The sequence below is a fragment of the Paenibacillus sp. Marseille-Q9583 genome, assembly GCF_976954365.1.
Genome location: NZ_CDRJTB010000026.1, coordinates 24,182 through 44,528, shown reverse-complemented (window position 1 = coordinate 44,528; position 20,347 = coordinate 24,182). Strand labels below are relative to the sequence as shown.

General features: G+C 42.3%; 19 protein-coding genes. 15 read left to right on the top strand and 4 right to left on the bottom strand.

Features of this window, described 5'->3' with window-relative positions:
• Positions 1–184: 184 nt before the first annotated feature.
• The 4 genes from ACWNM1_RS14045 (at position 185) to ACWNM1_RS14030 (ending at position 4,655) form a co-directional block, all read left to right on the top strand.
• A complete protein-coding gene (locus ACWNM1_RS14045; RefSeq protein ID WP_449601397.1) occupies positions 185–1,348 on the top strand; it encodes a glycosyl hydrolase family 28-related protein in 1,164 nt (387 codons plus the stop codon).
• A gap of 304 nt (positions 1,349–1,652) precedes the next feature.
• The gene (locus ACWNM1_RS14040) at positions 1,653–2,420 is read left to right on the top strand and encodes an ABC transporter ATP-binding protein (protein WP_449601395.1); all 768 of its coding nucleotides are present in this window, start codon (positions 1,653–1,655) and stop codon (positions 2,418–2,420) included.
• Positions 2,410–4,413 carry an FtsX-like permease family protein gene (locus ACWNM1_RS14035; RefSeq protein WP_449601394.1) on the top strand — a complete coding sequence of 668 codons (2,004 nt, stop codon included), beginning with the start codon at positions 2,410–2,412 and terminating at the stop codon, positions 4,411–4,413. The genes ACWNM1_RS14040 and ACWNM1_RS14035 overlap by 11 nt, the downstream gene beginning before the upstream one ends.
• Before the next feature lie 20 nt (positions 4,414–4,433).
• Positions 4,434–4,655: a hypothetical protein gene (locus ACWNM1_RS14030; RefSeq protein WP_042190339.1), complete on the top strand. Its 222-nt coding sequence runs from the start codon at positions 4,434–4,436 to the stop codon at positions 4,653–4,655.
• Between the two features lie 114 nt (positions 4,656–4,769).
• Here the strand turns inward: ACWNM1_RS14030 and ACWNM1_RS14025 are convergent, their stop codons facing one another.
• Both ACWNM1_RS14025 and ACWNM1_RS14020 read right to left on the bottom strand, forming a co-directional pair.
• Complete coding sequence (locus ACWNM1_RS14025; RefSeq protein ID WP_449601393.1) at positions 4,770–5,687, bottom strand: DUF7916 family protein; 918 nt, start codon at positions 5,685–5,687, stop codon at positions 4,770–4,772.
• 266 nt (positions 5,688–5,953) lie between these two features.
• The gene (locus ACWNM1_RS14020; RefSeq protein ID WP_449601392.1) at positions 5,954–6,886 is read right to left on the bottom strand and encodes an ABC transporter substrate-binding protein; all 933 of its coding nucleotides are present in this window, start codon (positions 6,884–6,886) and stop codon (positions 5,954–5,956) included.
• A 213-nt stretch (positions 6,887–7,099) separates the two neighbouring features.
• On the opposite strand from ACWNM1_RS14020, the gene ACWNM1_RS14015 reads away from it, so the two are divergent.
• From ACWNM1_RS14015 to ACWNM1_RS13990, 6 genes are all read left to right on the top strand, one after another.
• A complete protein-coding gene (locus tag ACWNM1_RS14015) occupies positions 7,100–8,158 on the top strand; it encodes a FecCD family ABC transporter permease (protein ID WP_076284524.1) in 1,059 nt (352 codons plus the stop codon).
• A gap of 2 nt (positions 8,159–8,160) precedes the next feature.
• Positions 8,161–9,195, top strand: coding sequence for a FecCD family ABC transporter permease (locus ACWNM1_RS14010; RefSeq protein WP_042194295.1), 1,035 nt, complete (start codon positions 8,161–8,163; stop codon positions 9,193–9,195).
• 43 nt (positions 9,196–9,238) lie between these two features.
• Positions 9,239–10,954 carry an ABC transporter ATP-binding protein gene (locus ACWNM1_RS14005; protein ID WP_449601391.1) on the top strand — a complete coding sequence of 572 codons (1,716 nt, stop codon included), beginning with the start codon at positions 9,239–9,241 and terminating at the stop codon, positions 10,952–10,954.
• Positions 10,955–10,996: 42 nt separating this feature from the next.
• Entirely contained in the window at positions 10,997–12,037 is a 1,041-nt protein-coding gene (locus ACWNM1_RS14000; protein WP_449601390.1) for an NAD(P)/FAD-dependent oxidoreductase, read from the top strand.
• A 120-nt stretch (positions 12,038–12,157) separates the two neighbouring features.
• Positions 12,158–12,826 carry a hypothetical protein gene (locus ACWNM1_RS13995; protein ID WP_449601389.1) on the top strand — a complete coding sequence of 223 codons (669 nt, stop codon included), beginning with the start codon at positions 12,158–12,160 and terminating at the stop codon, positions 12,824–12,826.
• Between the two features lie 4 nt (positions 12,827–12,830).
• Complete coding sequence (locus ACWNM1_RS13990) at positions 12,831–13,532, top strand: ABC transporter substrate-binding protein (RefSeq protein WP_449601388.1); 702 nt, start codon at positions 12,831–12,833, stop codon at positions 13,530–13,532.
• A gap of 71 nt (positions 13,533–13,603) precedes the next feature.
• Here ACWNM1_RS13990 and ACWNM1_RS13985 read toward each other — a convergent pair whose 3' ends face one another.
• Positions 13,604–14,623, bottom strand: a complete 1,020-nt coding sequence (locus tag ACWNM1_RS13985; protein ID WP_449601387.1) for an ABC transporter substrate-binding protein — start codon at positions 14,621–14,623, stop codon at positions 13,604–13,606.
• 103 nt (positions 14,624–14,726) lie between these two features.
• Positions 14,727–16,313: a helix-turn-helix domain-containing protein gene (locus ACWNM1_RS13980; RefSeq protein ID WP_449601386.1), complete on the bottom strand. Its 1,587-nt coding sequence runs from the start codon at positions 16,311–16,313 to the stop codon at positions 14,727–14,729.
• Between the two features lie 147 nt (positions 16,314–16,460).
• Between ACWNM1_RS13980 and ACWNM1_RS13975 the strand changes: the two genes are divergently transcribed.
• The 5 genes from ACWNM1_RS13975 to ACWNM1_RS13955 all read left to right on the top strand — a co-directional run bounded on the left by ACWNM1_RS13975 (position 16,461) and on the right by ACWNM1_RS13955 (position 20,304).
• Complete coding sequence (locus ACWNM1_RS13975; RefSeq protein WP_042190321.1) at positions 16,461–16,820, top strand: (2Fe-2S) ferredoxin domain-containing protein; 360 nt, start codon at positions 16,461–16,463, stop codon at positions 16,818–16,820.
• Positions 16,821–16,988: 168 nt separating this feature from the next.
• Positions 16,989–17,183 (top strand): hypothetical protein, encoded by a 195-nt coding sequence (locus tag ACWNM1_RS13970; RefSeq protein ID WP_449601385.1) that lies wholly within the window; start codon positions 16,989–16,991, stop codon positions 17,181–17,183.
• A 46-nt stretch (positions 17,184–17,229) separates the two neighbouring features.
• Positions 17,230–18,384 carry an AI-2E family transporter gene (locus tag ACWNM1_RS13965; RefSeq protein WP_449601384.1) on the top strand — a complete coding sequence of 385 codons (1,155 nt, stop codon included), beginning with the start codon at positions 17,230–17,232 and terminating at the stop codon, positions 18,382–18,384.
• 19 nt (positions 18,385–18,403) lie between these two features.
• Complete coding sequence (locus tag ACWNM1_RS13960; protein ID WP_449601383.1) at positions 18,404–19,876, top strand: carboxylesterase/lipase family protein; 1,473 nt, start codon at positions 18,404–18,406, stop codon at positions 19,874–19,876.
• Positions 19,877–19,899: 23 nt separating this feature from the next.
• Positions 19,900–20,304, top strand: a complete 405-nt coding sequence (locus ACWNM1_RS13955; protein ID WP_449601382.1) for a VOC family protein — start codon at positions 19,900–19,902, stop codon at positions 20,302–20,304.
• Positions 20,305–20,347 lie beyond the last annotated feature (43 nt).

Here is a 20,347-nt window from a genome sequence, read left to right as displayed (position 1 = left end):
TTTAGAGCCTTTTTAAGGCTTTTTTTTTTTGTGGTTTGTTAAAGCTGTTGCAGTTGTGTTATCAGAAAACTTTGATTGGAAAGCATCGAAGTAATGGCTCTAAAGTTGTTCCCCCTTAGATTGTATATTCATCTGAAATTAGGACATTGTATAAGTGAAAAAATAAGGAAAGAAGTGATTAATAATGGTACATATGTATGATGTGAAACAATTTGGTGCAGTAGGTGATGGAGTCTCAGATGATACGGGGAAAATTCAAGGTGCAATTCAAGCTGCACAGACTGCCGGAGGAGGGACAGTTTTCTTTCCGATTGGTGATTATAAAGTAAGCTCGACACTAAATATTACTGGTAGCAATGTGCAAATCGTAGGAAGTGGACATGGCTCGAAAATTTTTCTCGATAAAAGCTCAGGTACCGTTATTAAAATTGGTCACTCTACAGAAATGAATCAGACAACCCATAATAAAATAAAAAATATCGCAATTTCTAGAAGTGAAAACCCTGATATAGATTCATATGGAATTTGGGTTGAGAGAGCTATGTATACAGATATTGACGAAGTAACGGTGTATAAATCTGGCTGCGGAATTGCAGTTGGGCCAAAAGATATAGAGGGAATACCGAATCAGTTTACGAATATAACTAATTCCAGATTACTCCATGGTATGTTTCCCGATTCTGGTATCATTTTTTATTCGGGTGCTGATCATAAGGTTTCTAAAGTATTTGTTGAGCCAGAAAATCGTGGAATAGTAATGTCAGGCCATTCGAATGCAATCACAATAGATCAAACCTCTGTTATTAATGGAGGGACCTATCAATATGGAATTGTAAGCGAGGGGACTGGTTTTGCACGTTACGTGACAAATAGTATCATAGAAAATGCACTACACCAGCAAATCTTTATAGGGGGACTTTCGGAAAGGTTCACAATAACTAACTCGTGGCTTGGCGCTGGGAATTTAGAAGGTGATACTCGCATTGGTATTCAAATAGAGCCAGGGGCTAAAACTATTACAATTGCAAATAATCGTATAGGTGATCAACGTAAAATGGGAATCCTATCACGAGGCGACGAAGTAATAATTGAGGGAAACACATTAGAAGGCAATGTAAACAGTAAATGTGCTTGTGATAGTTTGCAAGTGGAAGGTGGTAAACACGTAATAATTACAGGTAATATAATTCGAAGTAATTCCGCACGTTTCGGTGCAGGTCTTTATGACCACAGTAGTAACTCACTAGATCACTTCATATTTACAAACAACGATACTTCTGAGGAGGGAAGTAGTGGGTATACAATTAATGCTAGTGGGAAACACAGGATAGTTGCAAATAATCTATAGAATAATATAACTTATAATTAAAATATATGTAGAGTTATAGCAGTAGGAAGAGAAATATAAAAAAACAAAGTTGCTCATTATGTATAGAAAGATTAGAAGAAGCACTTTAACATCGAGAACAGTAAATAGAACAACACCAGACACATGTACCATCAATCCATGTGTCTTATACTTCATTCCCCCAATAACCACTTCTGTGAGCAATCTAACAACCGTTCTCTTCACTTAGTTTTATAGTATTTACAGGAATAACTTAATTCCATTTAATGTTAATCCGCCAAGCTATGAAGGGGACGGTGCGAGCATGCCTATTCTAGAGGTAGAGAATCTCTCAAAAGAATATAAAGGCAAGGGCAAAATGAATGTGTTTCGGGCGCTAAACGGCATAAGCCTGCGTGTGGATAGCGGAGAGCTTGTAGCGATTATGGGGCCTTCGGGGAGTGGTAAAACGACGCTGCTGAACATCCTTAGCGGGATCGACACGGAATATAGTGGGGTAGTCCGGATTGCAGAGACTAGTATAAGCGAGATGTCTAAGAACGAGCTTGCACTGTTTCGCCGGCAGCGAATGGGATTCGTTTTTCAAGATTACAATCTGCTGGATAGCCTGACCCTACGGGAAAATATAATGGTGCCCATGGTTCTGGATGACCAAGAGGTAGACGACATCAATACCAAGACAGATGAGACGTTATTGCTCTTTGATCTGGGCGAGGTGAAGGATAAATATCCGTATATGGTTTCAGGAGGACAGCAACAACGAGCGGCGATTAGCAGAGCGATTATAAATGATCCAGAGGTGATCTTTGCGGATGAGCCGACGGGGAATTTGGATTCCAAATCCTCAAGTATAGTGATGAAGACCTTCGCCAAACTGAATGCTCTGAAAGGAGCAACAATTGTGATGGTCACACATGATCCTTTTGCGGCCAGCTATTGTAATCGCGTACTTTTTATCAAGGATGGGGAGGCTCTATTAGAGATTACTAGGGACAATAAAGAACGGAGAGCATTTTTTGATAGGATTCTGGAGAGTCTGGCCTTTATTGGAGGGGGAGAAGATGACCTTTAGGAGAATGGCTATTCAGATTATTAAGGCGAACCTTAGAAGGTATTTGTTATTTTTCTTATGCAGCAGCTTTACGATTATGGTCTTTTTCGCCTTTTACTCCCTGTATACGAACCCTGATTTTAATGACCCCTATCAAGTAAATGGAATGGTGTCTGGTAATTTATACGCTCCTTTCTTGGTTATAAGAGTGTTTGCTGTTCTATTTATTGTATATGCGCAAATGGCCTTTTTGAAATTCAGAAAAAGCGACTTTGGGCTGTTAATGGTTCTTGGAATGACGAGCCACAATATCCGTAAAATTATTTTGTTAGAAAATAGCTTGATTGCATTAGCTTCGATTCTCACGGGCTTAGGTGCAGGAACGGTTTTCTCCGGTCTTTTCTTCATCATCATCTCGTTGTTTGTTAATATAGGGGGCAGTTCTTTTTCACTTACGCTGGAAAGTTATCTGTATACCATTAAATTCTTCGGGATTATTTACATAGCTGTGATTGGAATCCAATTAATATTAACGCTGAGATACAATATTGTACGCCTTCTAAAAGAATCCAGAACCGCAGAACGTAGCCTTCTTCATGGTAAAATCACAGGGATCATCGGAGTCGTACTACTGGGGATCTCCGTTTATGATATGATTACTCATTACAGTCCTGATGATGCCCGTATGATGTTAATCAATCTGGGAGTAAGTATGGTGGGTGTCTATTTGCTGCTGTCAGGACTTGGGGACTGGATGAAACTCATCTTTTCGCGATCTACGAAAGCTTATCATAAGCATTTAATGTTTAGCTCCGATTTGAACTATACTCTTGGGCGCTCCAAAATAGTGCTTTCTCTCATCACGTTCCTCGTCTTCATCACGGTTTTTCTAAGTGGCATTATCTTTTATATTACCTGGGATGCTGAGAATATTTCTGTAAAAAACAACCCTTATGATATTGCCTATGCAGAAGTATTCGGGAAAAATAGCCTTCCATCTGAGACACTCAGCGAACTCACGGATCATGGTGCTACACCGCTGATTTCACACCAAACGCTTGAATACATTGATTTGTTCAATTTCAAAGTATTTTTGGATCAAAACATCAACACATTAATCGGCAGTAATTATCATGTGGAGAAAGATCACTTTCTTAATCTTGCCTTAGTTGCTCGAGGAGAAGAATGGATGAATCAAAGACCGGAGATGCCCACCTTCGAAGTGAAGCTTTCTTCCGGGAATCATACGTTGTACTCACAAGGACTTATATTTAAAATGCTATTTAACCCTGTGGCGAATCTTATGAATGGTCTTCATGTCATTGTTAACGAAGAGGATTATATGGTGCTGAAAGCGGAAAATAAAAAATCGATCGGTAACCTTCAGCTCCTGAATTTTAAGGATTGGAAAAAAACTGCGGATATAGATGCTAAGTTAAATGCCGCTTTAGCCAAATATAACAAAGACAATACAGAGTCCTGGTATGGCAATGAACGGCACGAAGCTCTCGTATTCTCTACGAAGTCTAGAATAAGTGACTATCTACAGTTACAGGAGTCTGGCCGATTTGGAATCTTCGTAATTTCATTTGTTGGTTTAATATTTTTCGGCGCCTCCGGGATAGTGCTGCATTTCAGTATTCAGACCGATTTAGAGCGTGAGAGGATCAAATTCTGGAAGTTGAACAAGATTGGAATTACTTCTAAGGACGTGGCTCGCATTATAGGCGGCCCCTTAAAAGTGCTGTTTTTTCTCCCGTATGCATTAGGCATTGTATTGTCTTCTTTTTATGTTGTTAGTTCTTCCAGGGTTGAAATGTCTACAGCTCTGGAGCCGATGTGGTTTTGTTTGTTGGTAGGCGGAGCGTATCTTTTATTACAAGTCCTCTTTTATCGTATATACACCAAAATATACACTCACAATATGCTGGCTCATATCGAACTGCTTGATGTTCCCAGAACGAATAATACAAGATGTAAATTTAATTCCAATTATAATAATATTAACAAATAAAAACGTAGGGGGGATTCCATTTGAAAAAGATTTTTTCCAGAATTGCAGTCGCATTAATGATCTTGACCCTTGTTGCGATAGTCACTTGCTTTTATATTGGTGAATTCACCTATGCGTATGGATTAATTTTGGTGCTGTTTTTCGTATTTGCGGGGATGGGGCAGCTCTATAAGCTTAAAAATGATGAGTATATGTACAAAAAATTAAATAACACCGATGAGTATAATGAATATACTAGATGATATAAAATTAACAGAAACTTCTTATGTATAACCAAAACACCCCACTGTAGGCGATGCCTAATAAGTGGGGTGTTTCTTTATGTGCTATTCTTATTTCTTACCGTTGCGCTTAAATTATCTATTGATGGATCGGGCCATTCTAATGTAAGTGTGCCTTTTCCCTCTAATAGCAATGCTATAATCCATAATATTCTCAGGATTAGCCGTTTTATAACCTGCATCGCCAATATGATGCATGTCTGTTCCAGTCATTTTGCACATGAGGGCGATTTGTTTTATCGTATCAGAGTCAGCGTCTTCTTGAGAGGTGCCTATGGCCGTCAGGGTTAAAGCTCCAAGACTATGTGCATATGTAACTAATTCTTTAATATACTCCATGGTAATACCTGGAACTGTTCCTGGTGCAGGCATTAATATAATATTGGCACCTGCTTCAACAAATTCCTGGATATCAGCTTTGGTAATAATATTTTCACCCGCTTCCTTGAGTGATCCAGATGCATGCATTTTGCCAGCAACCAGAATTATTTCATTTCCCAAAATAGCAGTTATCCCTTTCAAGGAACTTGTAATAGCCTTATTAGAAACTCCCGTGCCAGGATTACCGGTTAAAATAATCATATCTGCTCCTAGTTCATAAGCTGTTTTAGCCGTATCCGCAGTAGCAAGTCTCCCTTGTGATATCGCTGTGAATCCACCTATAATCTCTTGATCATGATCTACCGGCTCTAAATTAATCCCTATCAACCTTCCAGTCAATCTTTTAATCTCTTTAATGATATTTTGTTTTTCAACATTTGGGATTCCATTAAATATAGGCTCATACACATCGAACATATTTAACAGTAAAATATCTGCACCAAAGGCTGAAGCGAGTTCCGCATTACTAATGGCATGAAGTGTAGGATTATACAGTCCAATGATCTCAGATACTAAGACTCTACCTTCACTAGCAACAATAGAATCTAATATATCTTTTTTTTTCATTTCTACAAAATCTGAAGCGTTACAGTCTAATATACGTTTTGTCATGGTAATCCCTCCAATAATTAATAATAAAATAGGCAATAGCAGAAAAGGATATCCTTCTCAGCTATTGCCCATGGAATGGTAACACGCTGTGTACTTAAATATGTAGTTGAATCGAATTATAAATTCATTTGTAAAATTTGTCAATATAGCTTTATGGCTCAGTATAGATGAAAAAAGACCCACAAGAAGATCACTTTTTTCAAAGTAATCTTTTTGTGAGTCACATTTAGAGTGCATAAGTGGGGTGTTTCTTTATGTGTTTATTCTTATTTCTTACCGTTGCGCTCAAGAATCATATCAACGAACAGATCGATTTGTGCGGTAATGGCAATAGGATCATAGCGATAGAAAGTATCAAAATCGTTGTAGAACAGATGATCGTTCTTCGCAGCAGCAAGTCCGTTCCAAACGGGTGATTCCTTCAGCTCTTTCAGCTTATCACCTTTTTTATCAGGATCATAAGTAGTTAGGAACATGTAATCTGCTGCATATTCTGGCAATAGCTCCATGGATAGCTGCAGTGTTTGGTTGTCATTGCTGTTCTTAGTAGGCATTTTCAGCTTAAGTGCATTATAGAGGGCTTGTCCACCACGGCCCGCATTGTTACCGAAGGTCCATAGCTCACCTTTGTCAGTCAGCTCATATATTCCGAATGTATCATTTTCATTCACGACACCTTTAAGCTTTTCACGGCCTTCAGCAGCTTTCTTCTCAAAGTCAGCAATGAATTGCTCAGCTTTATCAGGTGCTCCTACGATATCTCCAAACAGTTTTACGGTTTCATAGATGTTCGTAGCAGTTCCGTATGGAATGTGAATGGTTGGAGCGATCTTGGATAAAGCATCATAGTTGTCATCGTACATAACTACAATTAGATCAGGTGCAAGTTCTAGTGCTTTCTCAGCGTTGACTGGAGCACCAACATCTTGTGTATTTTTGAGCAGGTCTATCAAGAAGGGGTTATCAAAAGTACTAGGTTCAACGCCTATGACGTTAGCTCCAACGGAGAGTAATTCCCCGCCATAATAATCTGTAACGATCCGCTGAGGTTTAACTGGGATTTGAACAGTACCTTTAGTAGTTTCATAGCTGCGCATTTCGGTAGCTGAAGCATTGTTGTTTCCCCCGCAAGCCGTCACAAATACAGACAATAACATTACGAGTGCCAGGATGGGGAATAGGGTCTTTCTTTTTAGCATGGTAAACCTCCCTAAGTATATGTACCGAATAATAATAATGAGAATCATTATCAACATTATTTTCAATTTGAACTGTATCAAAGCTTAGAATTTCTGTCAATGCAATAAATTAAATGGTACCAATTAAATCTATCTATTGCCAAACCTAGGAAATGTAATTTACAATAGTCTAATGATAATGAGAATCAATTTCACAGAAATAGGGTGGCATTCATGAATCAACAGATAACTACCAGGATAGGAGTCGATAAAGGAGTCGTTAAACGAGAATTTCGTTCACGTCCTTGGGCGGCAACATTAATCTTGGTCGGCGGTCTGGCGCTATTATTATTAGGAATCGCTGTTTCCGTCTCCTTCGGTGCAGCAGATATTAAGCTGTCTGTGGTATGGTCAGCTGTGTTTCACTTTGATCCGGAGATCATGGATCATCAGATTATTAGAGAATTAAGATTACCTCGTGTACTTGGCGGAGCAATGATAGGGGCTAGCTTTGCAGTTGCAGGTGCCATTATGCAAGGGATGACGCGAAATCCATTGGCTGATTCAGGTCTGATGGGTATCAACTCAGGCGCAGGATTTGCGCTTGCACTTTGTTTTGCTTTTTTTCCAAATTTATCGTTTATGTATTTGATTCTATATTCTTTCGTGGGTGCCGGCGTAGGCGCGGGCGTTGTATACGGAATAGGATCACTTGCTAAGGGAGGATTAACTCCTGCTCGTTTGGTGCTGGCCGGTGCTGCTTTTAGTGCGCTTTTGTCGGCGCTGAGTGAAGGGGTAGCTTTATATTTTCACATCGGTCAAGATTTAGCTTTCTGGTATGCGGGAGGCGTGGCTGGAACGAAATGGATCCAACTCAAAATCATGTTCCCTTGGATAGGGGCCGCTTTAATTGGTGCAATGGTAATCTCTCGATCGATCACGATGCTCAGTTTAGGTGACGATGTTGCGAAAGGTCTAGGCCAGCGTACAGGGCTTGTGAAGTTGGCAGGTGCTTTAATCGTATTGATTTTGGCTGGATCATCGGTTGCTGTAGTTGGTGCAGTTGGTTTCATTGGACTTATTATTCCGCATTTGACACGATTTTTTGTGGGTGTCGATTACAGATGGATCATTCCTTGTTCAGCGATCCTGGGCAGTTTACTTGCTGTATTTGCAGATTTAACTGCACGGATGATTAATCCACCTAATGAAACGCCACTTGGCGCTATTATTGCACTGATTGGTGTACCTTTCTTCCTTTATCTTGCACGTAAAGAAAGGAGGGAGCTGTAATGATGGAAAAGACGACATTCGGTTCCTTCGAAGCCGCCAAAAACAAACGGGGCTTAATTATCATGATTTCGTTGGCTGTACTAATTGTGATTGCTTTTATTATTAGTATGAATACAGGTTACATACGTTTGACTCCTATGGAGTTGATTAATACATTGTTCGGTAAAGGAACCGACAAGCAGGAGTTAATCTTGTTTCAGTTTCGGCTGCCACGTATTGTGATTTCCGTTCTAATTGGGGCAGGTCTGGCTGTATCCGGTGCTGTGATGCAGGGCGTCTTTCGTAATGCGTTAGCGGACCCTGGTATCTTAGGGATTAATGCTGGTGCAGGAATAATGGTTATGTTGTTAATCTCTTTTTACCCTACGGCAACCGCGGCTCCGGTGTATCTGTTGCCAATGGTAGCGTTCGTCGGTGCGGGGCTTACAGCTGCTTTAATCTATGCTCTAGCTTATAAACGGCACCAAGGAATATCGCCTATGCGTCTACTGTTGACTGGTGTAGCAGTCGCAGCTGGGATGAGTGCAGCTATGATCGTGCTTACGCTAAGGCTTGATCCAGAAAAATACCAATTCGTCGCGACCTGGTTAGCAGGCAGCATTTGGGGAACAAGCTGGAAGTTTGTACTGTCACTCCTACCGTGGATTCTTATTCTGGTGCCTTATGTCATCTATAAGGCAAGGGTGATGAACGTACTGAATCTAGGGGAGCAGACCGCTGTAGGACTTGGTGCTGCAGTGACGAAGGAACAATTTCGGCTTCTTGCGGCAGCGGTAGGGTTAGCAGCGGCGAGTGTGGCTGTCAGCGGTGGTATTGGTTTTGTGGGATTAGTTGGACCCCATTTGGCGAGAAGGCTAGTTGGACCGAAGCATCAGCTTATGCTACCAACCTCGGCACTGCTTGGGTCACTGCTCGTTATTACAGCAGATACCATTGGACGCTGGATCCTTCAGCCGTCTGAGATTCCAACAGGTATCGTTGTAGCTGTGATTGGAGCACCATACTTTTTGTATTTGTTAGCCCGTACGAAATCTTGATGAAAGTAGGCTGATCTCTCACCAGAAGGAGCGAGTTATTAACATGTTGCGTCGTTTTTTTGCTTACTATAGGCCCTATAAGGGATTGTTTATTCTTGATTTTTCTTGTGCTATTGCTGCTGCACTACTTGAACTGGTCTTTCCGTTAGCTGTTAACCGGGTAGTAGATGATCTGCTGCCAAGCGGCAATTGGAGATGGATACTCTATTCATGCCTCGGCTTACTGGGGATATATATTGTCAGTGCCTTTATGCATTTTGTCGTTACTTACTGGGGGCATAAGCTGGGGATTAATATCGAATCGGATATGAGAAAAAAGCTTTTTGACCGAGTTCAGAAGTTATCTTTCAATTTCTTTGACAACAACAAGACCGGCCATTTAGTATCCCGGATGACAAATGATTTGATGGACATCGGTGAGATTGCCCACCACGGGCCAGAGGATCTCTTTATAGCAGTAATGACGCTGCTCGGTGTGTTCGGCATTATGCTCAGTATCAATTGGCAATTAGCTATTCTGACGTTTGTAATCGTTCCGCTTATGATTTATTTATCCATGTACTTCAGCCGGAAAATGTCTAAAGCCTTCCACATCATGTTCGCGGACATTGCTGACTATAACGCACGCGTGGAGAACAATGTAAGCGGGATCCGCGTTGTGCAAGCTTTTGCTAATGAGAATCATGAAATTTCCCGTTTTGCGGTCAATAACGAACGCTTCCGTATAACAAAGCTGATGACCTATCGAATTATGGCTTGGAATTCATCCTTTAGCTTTATTCTCATGAAACTGGTCTCGTTATTTGTTCTCGTATGCGGAACATATTTTGTAATCCAGAAGCAAATGACCTACGGTGAATTTATTGCTTTTGTGATGTTGTCCAATGTATTTTTAGGACCATTACAACAGATTAACTCGGTCATTGAGACCTATCCCAAAGGCATTGCAGGTTTTAAACGTTATCTCGAACTGCTGGAGACGGAGCCGGATGTTGATGATGCGATTGACGCTAAGACAGTTCATGATCTTAAGGGGAATATAACCTTCTATGATGTGGCTTTCGCATACAGCGATAAAGAGAACGTACTCCAAAATGTGAATCTATCGATTCAAGCAGGAGAGACCGTTGCTCTGGTCGGTCCATCTGGTGCCGGTAAGACAACGCTTTGTAGTCTACTACCTCGCTTCTATGATGTTAGTGAGGGTAACATTAGCATTGATGGAATTGATATTCGTTCCATGAAGCTTGAATCTCTTCGTTCACACATCGGGATTGTACAGCAAGACGTATTTCTGTTTGACGGAACCATCCGTGAGAATATAGCTTACGGGCGTTTGGGTGCCTCCGATGAAGAAATCTGGGAGGCAGCACGGCGCGCCCAACTGGAAGAGCTGATCAAATCCCAGCCTGCTGGGCTGGATACTATGATCGGGGAGCGGGGCGTTAAGCTCTCTGGAGGTCAGAAGCAACGCCTGTCCATTGCCCGGATGTTCCTGAAGAATCCAACGATTCTCATTCTAGACGAAGCCACATCGGCGTTGGATACCGAGACGGAGTCCGCAATTCAGGAAGCACTTGCGGAGTTGTCACAAGGTCGTACGACGCTTGTTATTGCTCATCGATTGGCAACGATCAAGAATGCCGACAGTATTGTTGTCGTTGCGGAAGGTGGTATCGCTGAACAAGGCAGACATGAAGAACTGTTACAAACAACCGGAATTTACAGTCGACTACATGAGGCACAATTTGGAGCGTAAGAAGCTAAGGGCATCAATAGAATATACTTTTGGAGGGACATAATGAACAATCAACTGGAATTATACGATGTAACGATTATTGGCGGCGGACCTGCTGGGATGTATACAGCTTTTTATAGTGGAATGAGAGACCTCAAGACGAAGTTGATTGAAGCGAAGGATGAGCTCGGAGGAAGAATGCTTATTTATCCTGAAAAAATGATCTGGGACGTAGGCGGAGTAACGCCGACTCTTTGTCATCAGCTGATCGGGCAGCTCAAGGAGCAGGCGCAGACCTTTGAACCCACCATTGTGCTGGGACAGCAAATCATGAATCAAGTGAGACAAGAAGACGGGACATATATCTTAACCTCGTCTACCGGGGAACAACACTGGACACGAACCGTTATTCTGGCAATTGGCTACGGAATCCTGCAAATGGCTAAGCTCGAAATCGAAGGTGCGGATCGCTATGAGGTGACGAATCTTCATTATACCGTTCAGGAGCTAGAGCCATTCCGTGGCAAAAGAGTGCTGATCTCCGGCGGAGGAGACTCTGCAGTAGATTGGGCAAATGAACTGGAGTCCATTGCAGCAAGTGTAACGATTGTGCACCGTCGTGAACAGTTTGGGGGTCATGAGAAAAATATTGTGAAGATGAAGGAATCTTCGGTCAATGTCCGAGTGCCCTATGCAGTAAGCCAATTACACAGCAGTAATGGGGAAACAATAGATCAGGTGACGATCAACCACATAGAGACAGGTGAAACAGAGCAATTTGAAGTGGATGCAGTGATCGTAAACCATGGTCTTAAGAGCGATTTTGGTCCGTTAAAAGAGTGGGGCCTTGATATGGGCGAATGGTGTGCGAACGTATCTGATAAGCTGGAGACCAATCTCCCAGGCATATTTGCAGCTGGTGACTTTGTGGATTATACAAGTAAGGTACGTTTAATTGCCGGTGCTTTCACCGATGCAGTTCTGGCGCTTAATAGTGCCAAGCTGTTCATAGACCCAACTGCGGCTAAAGTTGCTTATGTGTCTTCTCACAATGAGCGGTTCAAAGAGAAGAATAAGGCGCTTGGTGTCGTTGACGACCATTAATAGCGGTAAATTCTTGAGGAATAGGTTTGATTTTAATGTTGAGCGTATAGGGTTTCTTATCCATTTCGAGCGGAGAGAAGCCTTATGCGCCTTCTTTATATTTCAAGGTGTAATAGCCTGATGATCTGGAAGGGAGCAGGAATGAAGCTATCTAGTAATAACCCGGTTTACAGAATTTATATGTTAAAAGAGGCTGGGAAACGCCAATGCGGCGGTGGTCACATCAGTAATCTCCAGATGGCCCAGTCCCCACTCTTCCTGACACCAATAGAAGCTACCGTTCTAATAACCATTGAAGGAGAGACAGTAGCTCTTAAAATAGGTGAAATTCTTTTTTTAAGTGCAGGTACGACTTATCATATTAATGCTCCATTAGAGACCGTTATCTCTGTTCTAGCAATCTCCTATGAGGTATATGGGCTAAGCAATAGTACTGAGCAAGAATTGGTTTATGGACTTTGCCGTGAATTTTTTCCGGTCAATGGGATTTTACCAGTACGTACGACGAATAAAATAACCCGCTTATTTAGCGAATTGGAAGATGTTTCTGCCAATAATTTAGAAGCACAGGCAGATAGAATTCAATCCTTGCTGCATCAGCTGCATCAACTGGTCGTAGAGGCTGATACTGAAGCAGACATTACGGATAGTTCATATTTCAGAATGCTCTCTTATATTCACCAGAACATCCAAAAGGAGATTACGCGAGAGATGATGTCTAGAATGATGGGATTTAATCCTCGCTATTCTGACGCTGGGGGTGACGCCCGTTGCCGTAGCTGGGAATAACGTCTTGAACCATCCATATTTCAAAGAGGCGCTTACAGGTGTAGAAGTAGTGGGCGATGACATGACGGTGTCCCTGGAGAAAATAACGAGCCTGGAACCGGATTTGATTATCACTTATCAGGAAGATACCTATGAACAAATCTCCAAGATTGCTCCGACTGTCTTTATTCCTTGGGGTAAATACGACTATAAGGAACGATTGATCGAGATCGGGAAAATCTTGAACAAAGAGCAGCAGGCTGTAAAATGGGTGGCGGATTTCAATCAGAAGCTGGAAGTGAAAAAAGCGGAATTGGCCGATCTGATCGCAGCTGACAAAAAGGTGGCAATCTTTGAAATTGCCGGTAAAGAGCTGTATCTATACGGTTCGTCATATGGGCGTGGTGGAGAGATTATATACAACGGATTGGGGCTGCATGCACCTAATCTTATCCAAGAGGTAGCCTTTAAGGAAGGCTGGGCTTCCCTTTCTCTCGAAACGCTGCCCGAGTATCTAGGAGAAGCAGATTATATATTCCAAGGCTTCAGCCGAGGTGTAGAGCAGGACAAGCTGGACATTCTGGATAGTGTCTTCTGGCAAAGTCTACCTGCTGTTAAGGCGGGTCATGTGTTCACCTACGATCTCAAAACTTATTATCTCTCTGATGCTTATGCGCTGGACAAGCAGCTGGATGAGATAGTCACGTTGTTGAAGTCCCTACAATAAGTTAAATTTGAAGCGTGAGAAGGGATGTCCGCTTAGCCGCTATGGCTTCGGACATCCCTTTTCCTCATGTATTATTTATTATTTATTAGCCAATCGGCCAGCTCTTCGGTCTGGGTTAATACCGCGATAGGGTCATAATACCAGGAACGTTCTTCTTTCCAAACATAGAGGTGTCCATTTTTGACAGCAGGAAGGTTGCCCCAAAATGAATCTGCCTTGTAATCAGCTTCTGTAAGGTTATTTGAGGTTAAGATAATATAGTCTCCTGCATACTTAGTTAACGCTTCTTTAGATATTTCCGCCCATTGCTTCTCCATAATCTCCGCTGCTACTTCTGTAGGCGGCTTGCGACCAAGCGCTTGATAGATGGGCTGTCCTCCTCGGCCAAAGTTATCGCCATAGACCCAAATGGATTTTCCACCGTCTTCCATGATGGAGAAGGTTGCATCTGCCGGGAGGACCTTGTCCACTTTTGCTTTAGCTTCGGCTATCCGCTTGTCATAATCTGCAAGCCAATTCTTTGCTTCTTGCTCCTTTCCAAGGAGTTCTCCGAAATAGGTTAATTCTGCATGAGCATCTTTTAAATCCCCGTAAGGCACAATGATGGTAGGAGCAATTTTGCTAAGCGTTTCATAGCTTTCTGCTTGCCCCGAAATAATCAAGTCAGGATTTAGTGCGATGATTTTTTCAGGTGACATTTTACCGTACGCTCCTGTGTCTGTAACACCGGTAAGAGCCTCCTTATAATAAATATTCTCTAAGGTCAAGCCTGGAGCTCCGATAGGAATGGTGTCAAGAGCTATTAGACTTCCCAAGTATTCCTCAGCGACAATTCGTTTAGGATGAACAGGGATTTCAATATCACCTTTTACGGTACTTACTGTCTTGACAGTAGGGGTTTCAGCACTTTCTGCTTCTTGATTAGTTTCGGTTGGCGCTTGTGTTGCTGCTGTTGTATTACTAGTACCACTTGTATTCTCCACCGTAGTATTGGAATTTCCACAAGCTGATAGGACTAGAATTAACGTCAGCATGAAGGGAAATAGAAGCCAATGATTCTGTTTCGAAGTATTCTTTTGTAGATTATGCAATTTGTTGTTCCTCCTATAGTAATTGACTATCATTCTCAATAAGAACTTTACAATCTTCTCTGGTTATTTACTATGGACGAATATGATCTTCGTTTGTGCATATTTATGATGTCATCACACGCAGCAATTCTTTAAGCTGTGCTTGAGAAGACAGCGGATCAAATCCATAGAACATGTCACCCTGGTTCAGGATGTATACCCGATTGTTACGGACTGCATCTAACTGCTTCCAATCACGAGAACGCAGAAGGCGAGAGAACCGTTTTCTTCCCTCAGAAGATGATGGGATGCTAGTGATAATAATATAGTCTGCAGGATAGGTTCCGATTTCCTCAATTGATGACACTAGATACCCTGAATCCATTATTCCGTTCTCCATAATGATGGATGGTGGCTTGAATCCAAAATCTCCGTACAAAATCTGACACCCCCTACCGTAACTGCTACTGAAACAATAAGCTGCTCGGGAACTAAGCTCCCAAACGATAGCTGTCCCTCTTTCCGATCCTATCGAAAGGTTTAGTTTCTTATTGGCAGCATGGCAGAGCCCATCGTAATGACCTAACCATTCTTCTGCTCGCTGTCGCTGGTTGACTACATCAGCGATCAAACCAAATTGCTCTCGCCAGCTCATTTGCATAAAGGGTAATTCAATGACCGGAGCAACTGGAGTCAGCATCTTATTCTCAGGAATATTGTAGCTGATAATGACATCCGGCTCTGCTAAAGCTATCGAATCAAATAGAAGGGAAGAGTTACCTTCGTTCATCGTAAGTTGTTTGGATGCTGGCACTTGCTCTAAGCTCCGATGCCAATCCGAATAAACACCGAGTTGAGGCATAATTTCCAGTACCCGTAGGATAGCTGTATGATTGTAGTTTAAAGCAATAATTTTTTTGTTCTTATTCTGATAGGCTGTAGGTGAAAGACCCACAAGCTGCTTGAACTTACGGCTCAGATAAGTTCCTTCTTCATAACCCACCTCATGCGCCAGCGTTGTTAGATTTGGGGAACTGGTGAGGATTCGCTGCTGTGCTCTGCGGATTCTTAACAGTGTAATATAAGCGCTGAAAGTTTGACCCATAATTTTACGAAAGGTACGTGAGAAGTGTTCAGGGCTTACCCCAGCTAACGTAGCCATCTGCTCCCGAGTAATATCTTCGTTGTAATGAGCTTCTATGTATTCAAACACATTATCAATCCAGCTTCCTGACGTCTCCTTTTTTGCAGCCAGTTCATGATGAAGATCCACGATGAATTGAGTGAATAATTGCTGGACCTTAAACGGTTTCCGATCATCGGGTACTATCCAAGCACTGTAAAGCTCACCAGACAGTGCGATCAATTGTGTGGAGGCGTGGTGTAAGGCTGGGCTGCCATTTAGAAAATAATGCTCTTGCCTATGGTTGGGCATACTGGTGTACTCTATCCACATCCCCTGTAACTGTTGCCCAGTCTCTAACTTCAAATTTGAAGTTGCAGCAAAGGTCATGATGCTTCCGGATTCGAGGCTATGAAGTTCGCCATCTATCTCAAGCTGACCTTTACCTTCCCAAACAAACATAATACAGAAATTTGTAGCTGGGATGTTATCGGTTGCGTAGTGGGAAAGACTTGTTAGGCTACTAATCTTAAGAGGCATATAAAAAGGATGGGATTGATGTGGCATCCCGCCGGATTGGATGAGCATGGTAGAAATCGCTCCCTTTTTTCAATGATAATCATTCTCAATTATAGTATACCAGTCTTTCTTTCTATTGACTATACTGGCTCTTATGATAGTGTTTAGAATAATCCGCTAACGAATATTTTTAGGTATGAAAGGAATGGGGATTTCATGACAACTTGGAATTTACAAGGAACCGTAAGTCACTTGTTGATATGTAATGGTAGCAGCTGCAAGAAACATAAAGGTGAAGAGGTAGCTGAAGCGATAGAAGATGAGATTGAAAAGCAAGGTGCACAGAGTCTTATACATACGACGGTAACCCGTTGTAATGGTAGATGTTCAGATTCCTGCGTCGTGATCGCATATCCTGAAGGTGTGTGGTATAAAGAGATCACACCTAAATCAGCGAAATCGTTAGTAAGGAAGCATTTACAGGGCGAGAGACTTGAAGATCATCTGCTGTACACATATGATGGTCAGCTGATGGCTGCAAATGACAAGGGAGCTAAAGGGAAGAAGAAAAAATAGCTGTCCACTGATCGAAGCTTCGCAGCTAAGTGAAATCAAAGTAGAAATGATTGAAGTACCGTCAATGCGCTGGCGGTATTTTTTTGTCTTTTCAGGAAAGCAACTTCGTTTCTTTTTGCTTAGTAGAGGATTATGATTGAATGAAAGGAATATCTAGGGGGAATAGACATGTTTAAGAGGTTTACAGTGGATGATTATGCAGAAACGGCGCAGTTGTTTGCGGAATCTTTTTGTGAATTACATGAAGAAACTTTTCATACATATATGATGCTTGCGACTGAAAATTACAGTACTACGATTGCAGAATTGCAGATATCAAATTTGACTTGGGCCCCTAACGTTGACTATGCTATTAAAAAGTGAATAAAATAACACTTCATATAAGGTGGCGCATGGGGGAGAGGGTTTGATGGAGAGGCTGCAGGTGTGGCCGGGGAAGTTTAAGAAGTTTTTTCTGAACAATAAATTTGTGGTAACCTTACTTATTTTATTGTTAACTGGGGTAACTATCCTGGTGTTCTCAAAGATACCGTTTATTTTTACGCCTATATCTGTATTGCTGCACACGGTGGCTGCACCATTGTTACTATCCGGTATCGCTTATTACTTGCTTAATCCGTTAGTAGACCTAATGGGAAAAAGATTCAGGATGAAACGTGTGTATGCAATCATCATTCTCTATCTGTTAATTGCGGGTATTATTACGTTAATTCTGGTGATGGTGATTCCGATTCTTCGAACGCAGTTATCTGGTTTGATTGACGATTTTCCAAGGTATAGTGACTTGATCCAGGAACGATTTATGAACCTGACGGGAAGCGAATTCTTTGGTCAAGTTCAAGACAGTATAGGAACCAACCTAAGTGAAATTACCAGTAAAATTACGGCTTGGGGCACTTCTTTTCTGAATAATGCGCTAACAGGTGTAGGGAGCTTCGTCGGAGCCGTTACGGAGATTGTGCTGGCGGTGGTGACGACACCGTTTATTCTATTCTACTTGCTTCGTGATGGAAAAAGATTGCCAGATTACATTTTGAAATTTGTACCTACCACGCTGCAGCCGCAGACTCGGATGGTAATGTCGGAAATGAACGCCCAGGTATCATCCTATATTCGAGGGCAAATTATAGTAAGCTGCTGCATTGGTGCGCTGCTCTATATTGGCTACTTGATTATTGGTCTGGAGTATTCACTTGTCCTTGCCATTGCCGCTGCTTGTACAGCAGTTGTTCCCTATTTGGGTCCGGCAATTGCTATTACACCAGCCTTAATTGTGGCGATGGTCACTTCACCATTTATGCTGCTGAAGATGATCATCGTTTGGACGGCTGTACAGCTGATTGAAGGAAAGTTTATCTCTCCGCAGATTATGGGCAAGACACTGAAGATTCATCCGATCACGATCATTTTTGTGATTATTTTTGCCGGAAAAATGTTTGGCGTTCTTGGCATTATCCTTGCAGTTCCTGGTTACGCGGTGCTCAAGGTTGTATTTACACATATTTTTCAATGGTTCCGGTTCCAGTCCGGGTTGTATAAGCAGATTGAAGAGAATAAGGAATAATGTGGAAGGGTGAAATGTAATGGTAGGACCGATAGCAGTAACCTCTTACGGTAAGCTTCAAGGACGAGAGGAGGATGGCGTGAACGTTTGGCGTGGAATCCCTTTTGCCGCTCCACCAGTTGGAGAGCTTCGATTTCGTGCGCCGCAGCCACCAGAAGCTTGGAGCGGAATTAGAGATGCTTCTGAATTTGGTCCAGTTAGCCATCAGCCAGCGGATACGAGAGGTACGCGTTTCGGTGGCTTAACACCTCGTCATTCTGAAGATTGTTTATATTTAAATGTATGGTCACCTTCATCCCAAGGCGAGGCACTTCCTGTAATGTTCTGGATCCACGGGGGTACATTTGTGACTGGTGCTGGAAGTCAGCCACAGTTTGATGGCACTAGCTTCGCGAAGAACGGTAATGTAATCTTGGTGACGATTAATTATCGACTGGGACCTTTTGGTTTTATGCATCTGTCTTCGCTTGGTGATGGATTTGCGTCTAATCAAGGCTTGCTGGATCAAATTGCCGCGCTGGAATGGGTAAAGCTTAATATTGCCGCTTTTGGAGGCGACCCTCAGCGAGTTACGGTATTTGGAGAATCAGCTGGCAGCATGAGTATCGCTGCCCTTCTGGCTATGCCTGCTGCAAAGGGATTATTTGCTGGAGCGATCATGCAAAGTGGGGCTGCTCAAACCTTGCCAAATCAGCAAGGAAAAGATATTGCTGTAGCATTACTTACTGAACTAGGCATTTCTCCTGATGGAGATACAAGCCTACTTAATACGTTCTCAGCGGAACAAATTATAGAAGCAGCTACAAGAATGACCATTAAATTAACGGGTGGTTCAATAGGCATGTTATTTCAGCCCGTCATTGATGGGGATACGCTTCCTGTATATCCTGCACAGGCTGTGGCAGAAGGGTCGGCCCAGGGTATTCCTTTGTTGATTGGAACCAATCGAGATGAGGGTAATTTATTTTTCAGGGGAGAAACACCAGGTGCAGACTTTGATGAATCGCTCAAGGCGCTGGAGCAGATGATGGGAACTGGAAGTCTGGCGGAGGTTGCCAGCCACTATTCTTCTACATGGGAGGGACAGGCGGAGATTCTAACGGATCTATATTTCTGGGGAACCTCTATATCCTTAGCTGAGAATCAATTGGCCTATGCGCCTGTGTGGATGTATCGTTTTGATGGGACGGTCCCTGGCCATCCATTGTTAAATAAAGCTGTACATGGTGCGGAAATTGTCTATGCTTTTAACAATCTGTCTCATGTAACTCGCTTGGGTGCGAAAATTACACCGGCGATGCAAGAATTGGCTGAAAGTATGCATACGGCATGGATTGCCTTTGCTCATCGAGGAAACCCAGCTACATCTGAGCTATCATGGCCTGAGTATAATCTGGAAGAACGTCCTACACTGATCTTTGATGAAGAGATGCGAGTAACTCAAGATCCCGATTCAGAGAAACGCAAGAGAATTGTCTCTATTCTGGTTTGAGAAGGCTGAGGAGATGAACGGGGATGAAGGTCCAAGGATTTAATCATGTGACGGTAAATGTGAGTGATTTATCACGTTCATTGAATTTTTATACTGGTATTTTGGGTCTTCAGCTAATACACAAAGGGAATACAGATGCCTATCTGGAATGGGGAAGCGCATGGATTTGCCTCATTGAAAAGCCAGAATACACTGAATTAATGGGCAGTGTAATTGGGATAGACCACATTGCTTTTAGTATAGCGGAGGAACATTTCGAGGAGGCTGTACAGGTACTCCGTACCCACGAAGTACGAATCATTAGAGGACCTGTTAAAAGGGGAGTAGGCTGGACCGTCAACTTTCTCGATCCAGATGGGATTCAGTTAGAGCTACACACTTCTGATCTAAGAGAACGAATGAGTGTTTGGAATAACAAACAAGAATAAAATAGAAAGGGGAGCTTCTTAGCTAATTGGCTAAGAAGCTCCC

What these genes read in the sequence shown, in the direction of transcription:
- ACWNM1_RS14005 (WP_449601391.1), top strand. Translation starts at nt 9,239, where the DNA reads ATGTTGCGTCGTTTTTTTGCTTACTATAGGCCCTATAAGGGATTGTTT.
- ACWNM1_RS14040 (WP_449601395.1), top strand. Translation starts at nt 1,653, where the DNA reads ATGCCTATTCTAGAGGTAGAGAATCTCTCAAAAGAATATAAAGGCAAG.
- ACWNM1_RS14000 (WP_449601390.1), top strand. Translation starts at nt 10,997, where the DNA reads ATGAACAATCAACTGGAATTATACGATGTAACGATTATTGGCGGCGGA.
- ACWNM1_RS14025 (WP_449601393.1), bottom strand. Translation starts at nt 5,687, where the DNA reads ATGACAAAACGTATATTAGACTGTAACGCTTCAGATTTTGTAGAAATG.
- ACWNM1_RS14015 (WP_076284524.1), top strand. Translation starts at nt 7,100, where the DNA reads ATGAATCAACAGATAACTACCAGGATAGGAGTCGATAAAGGAGTCGTT.
- ACWNM1_RS13995 (WP_449601389.1), top strand. Translation starts at nt 12,158, where the DNA reads ATGATCTGGAAGGGAGCAGGAATGAAGCTATCTAGTAATAACCCGGTT.
- ACWNM1_RS14010 (WP_042194295.1), top strand. Translation starts at nt 8,161, where the DNA reads ATGGAAAAGACGACATTCGGTTCCTTCGAAGCCGCCAAAAACAAACGG.
- ACWNM1_RS13970 (WP_449601385.1), top strand. Translation starts at nt 16,989, where the DNA reads ATGTTTAAGAGGTTTACAGTGGATGATTATGCAGAAACGGCGCAGTTG.
- ACWNM1_RS13955 (WP_449601382.1), top strand. Translation starts at nt 19,900, where the DNA reads ATGAAGGTCCAAGGATTTAATCATGTGACGGTAAATGTGAGTGATTTA.
- ACWNM1_RS14035 (WP_449601394.1), top strand. Translation starts at nt 2,410, where the DNA reads ATGACCTTTAGGAGAATGGCTATTCAGATTATTAAGGCGAACCTTAGA.
- ACWNM1_RS14020 (WP_449601392.1), bottom strand. Translation starts at nt 6,886, where the DNA reads ATGCTAAAAAGAAAGACCCTATTCCCCATCCTGGCACTCGTAATGTTA.
- ACWNM1_RS13980 (WP_449601386.1), bottom strand. Translation starts at nt 16,313, where the DNA reads ATGCTCATCCAATCCGGCGGGATGCCACATCAATCCCATCCTTTTTAT.
- ACWNM1_RS13975 (WP_042190321.1), top strand. Translation starts at nt 16,461, where the DNA reads ATGACAACTTGGAATTTACAAGGAACCGTAAGTCACTTGTTGATATGT.
- ACWNM1_RS13965 (WP_449601384.1), top strand. Translation starts at nt 17,230, where the DNA reads ATGGAGAGGCTGCAGGTGTGGCCGGGGAAGTTTAAGAAGTTTTTTCTG.
- ACWNM1_RS14045 (WP_449601397.1), top strand. Translation starts at nt 185, where the DNA reads ATGGTACATATGTATGATGTGAAACAATTTGGTGCAGTAGGTGATGGA.
- ACWNM1_RS13960 (WP_449601383.1), top strand. Translation starts at nt 18,404, where the DNA reads ATGGTAGGACCGATAGCAGTAACCTCTTACGGTAAGCTTCAAGGACGA.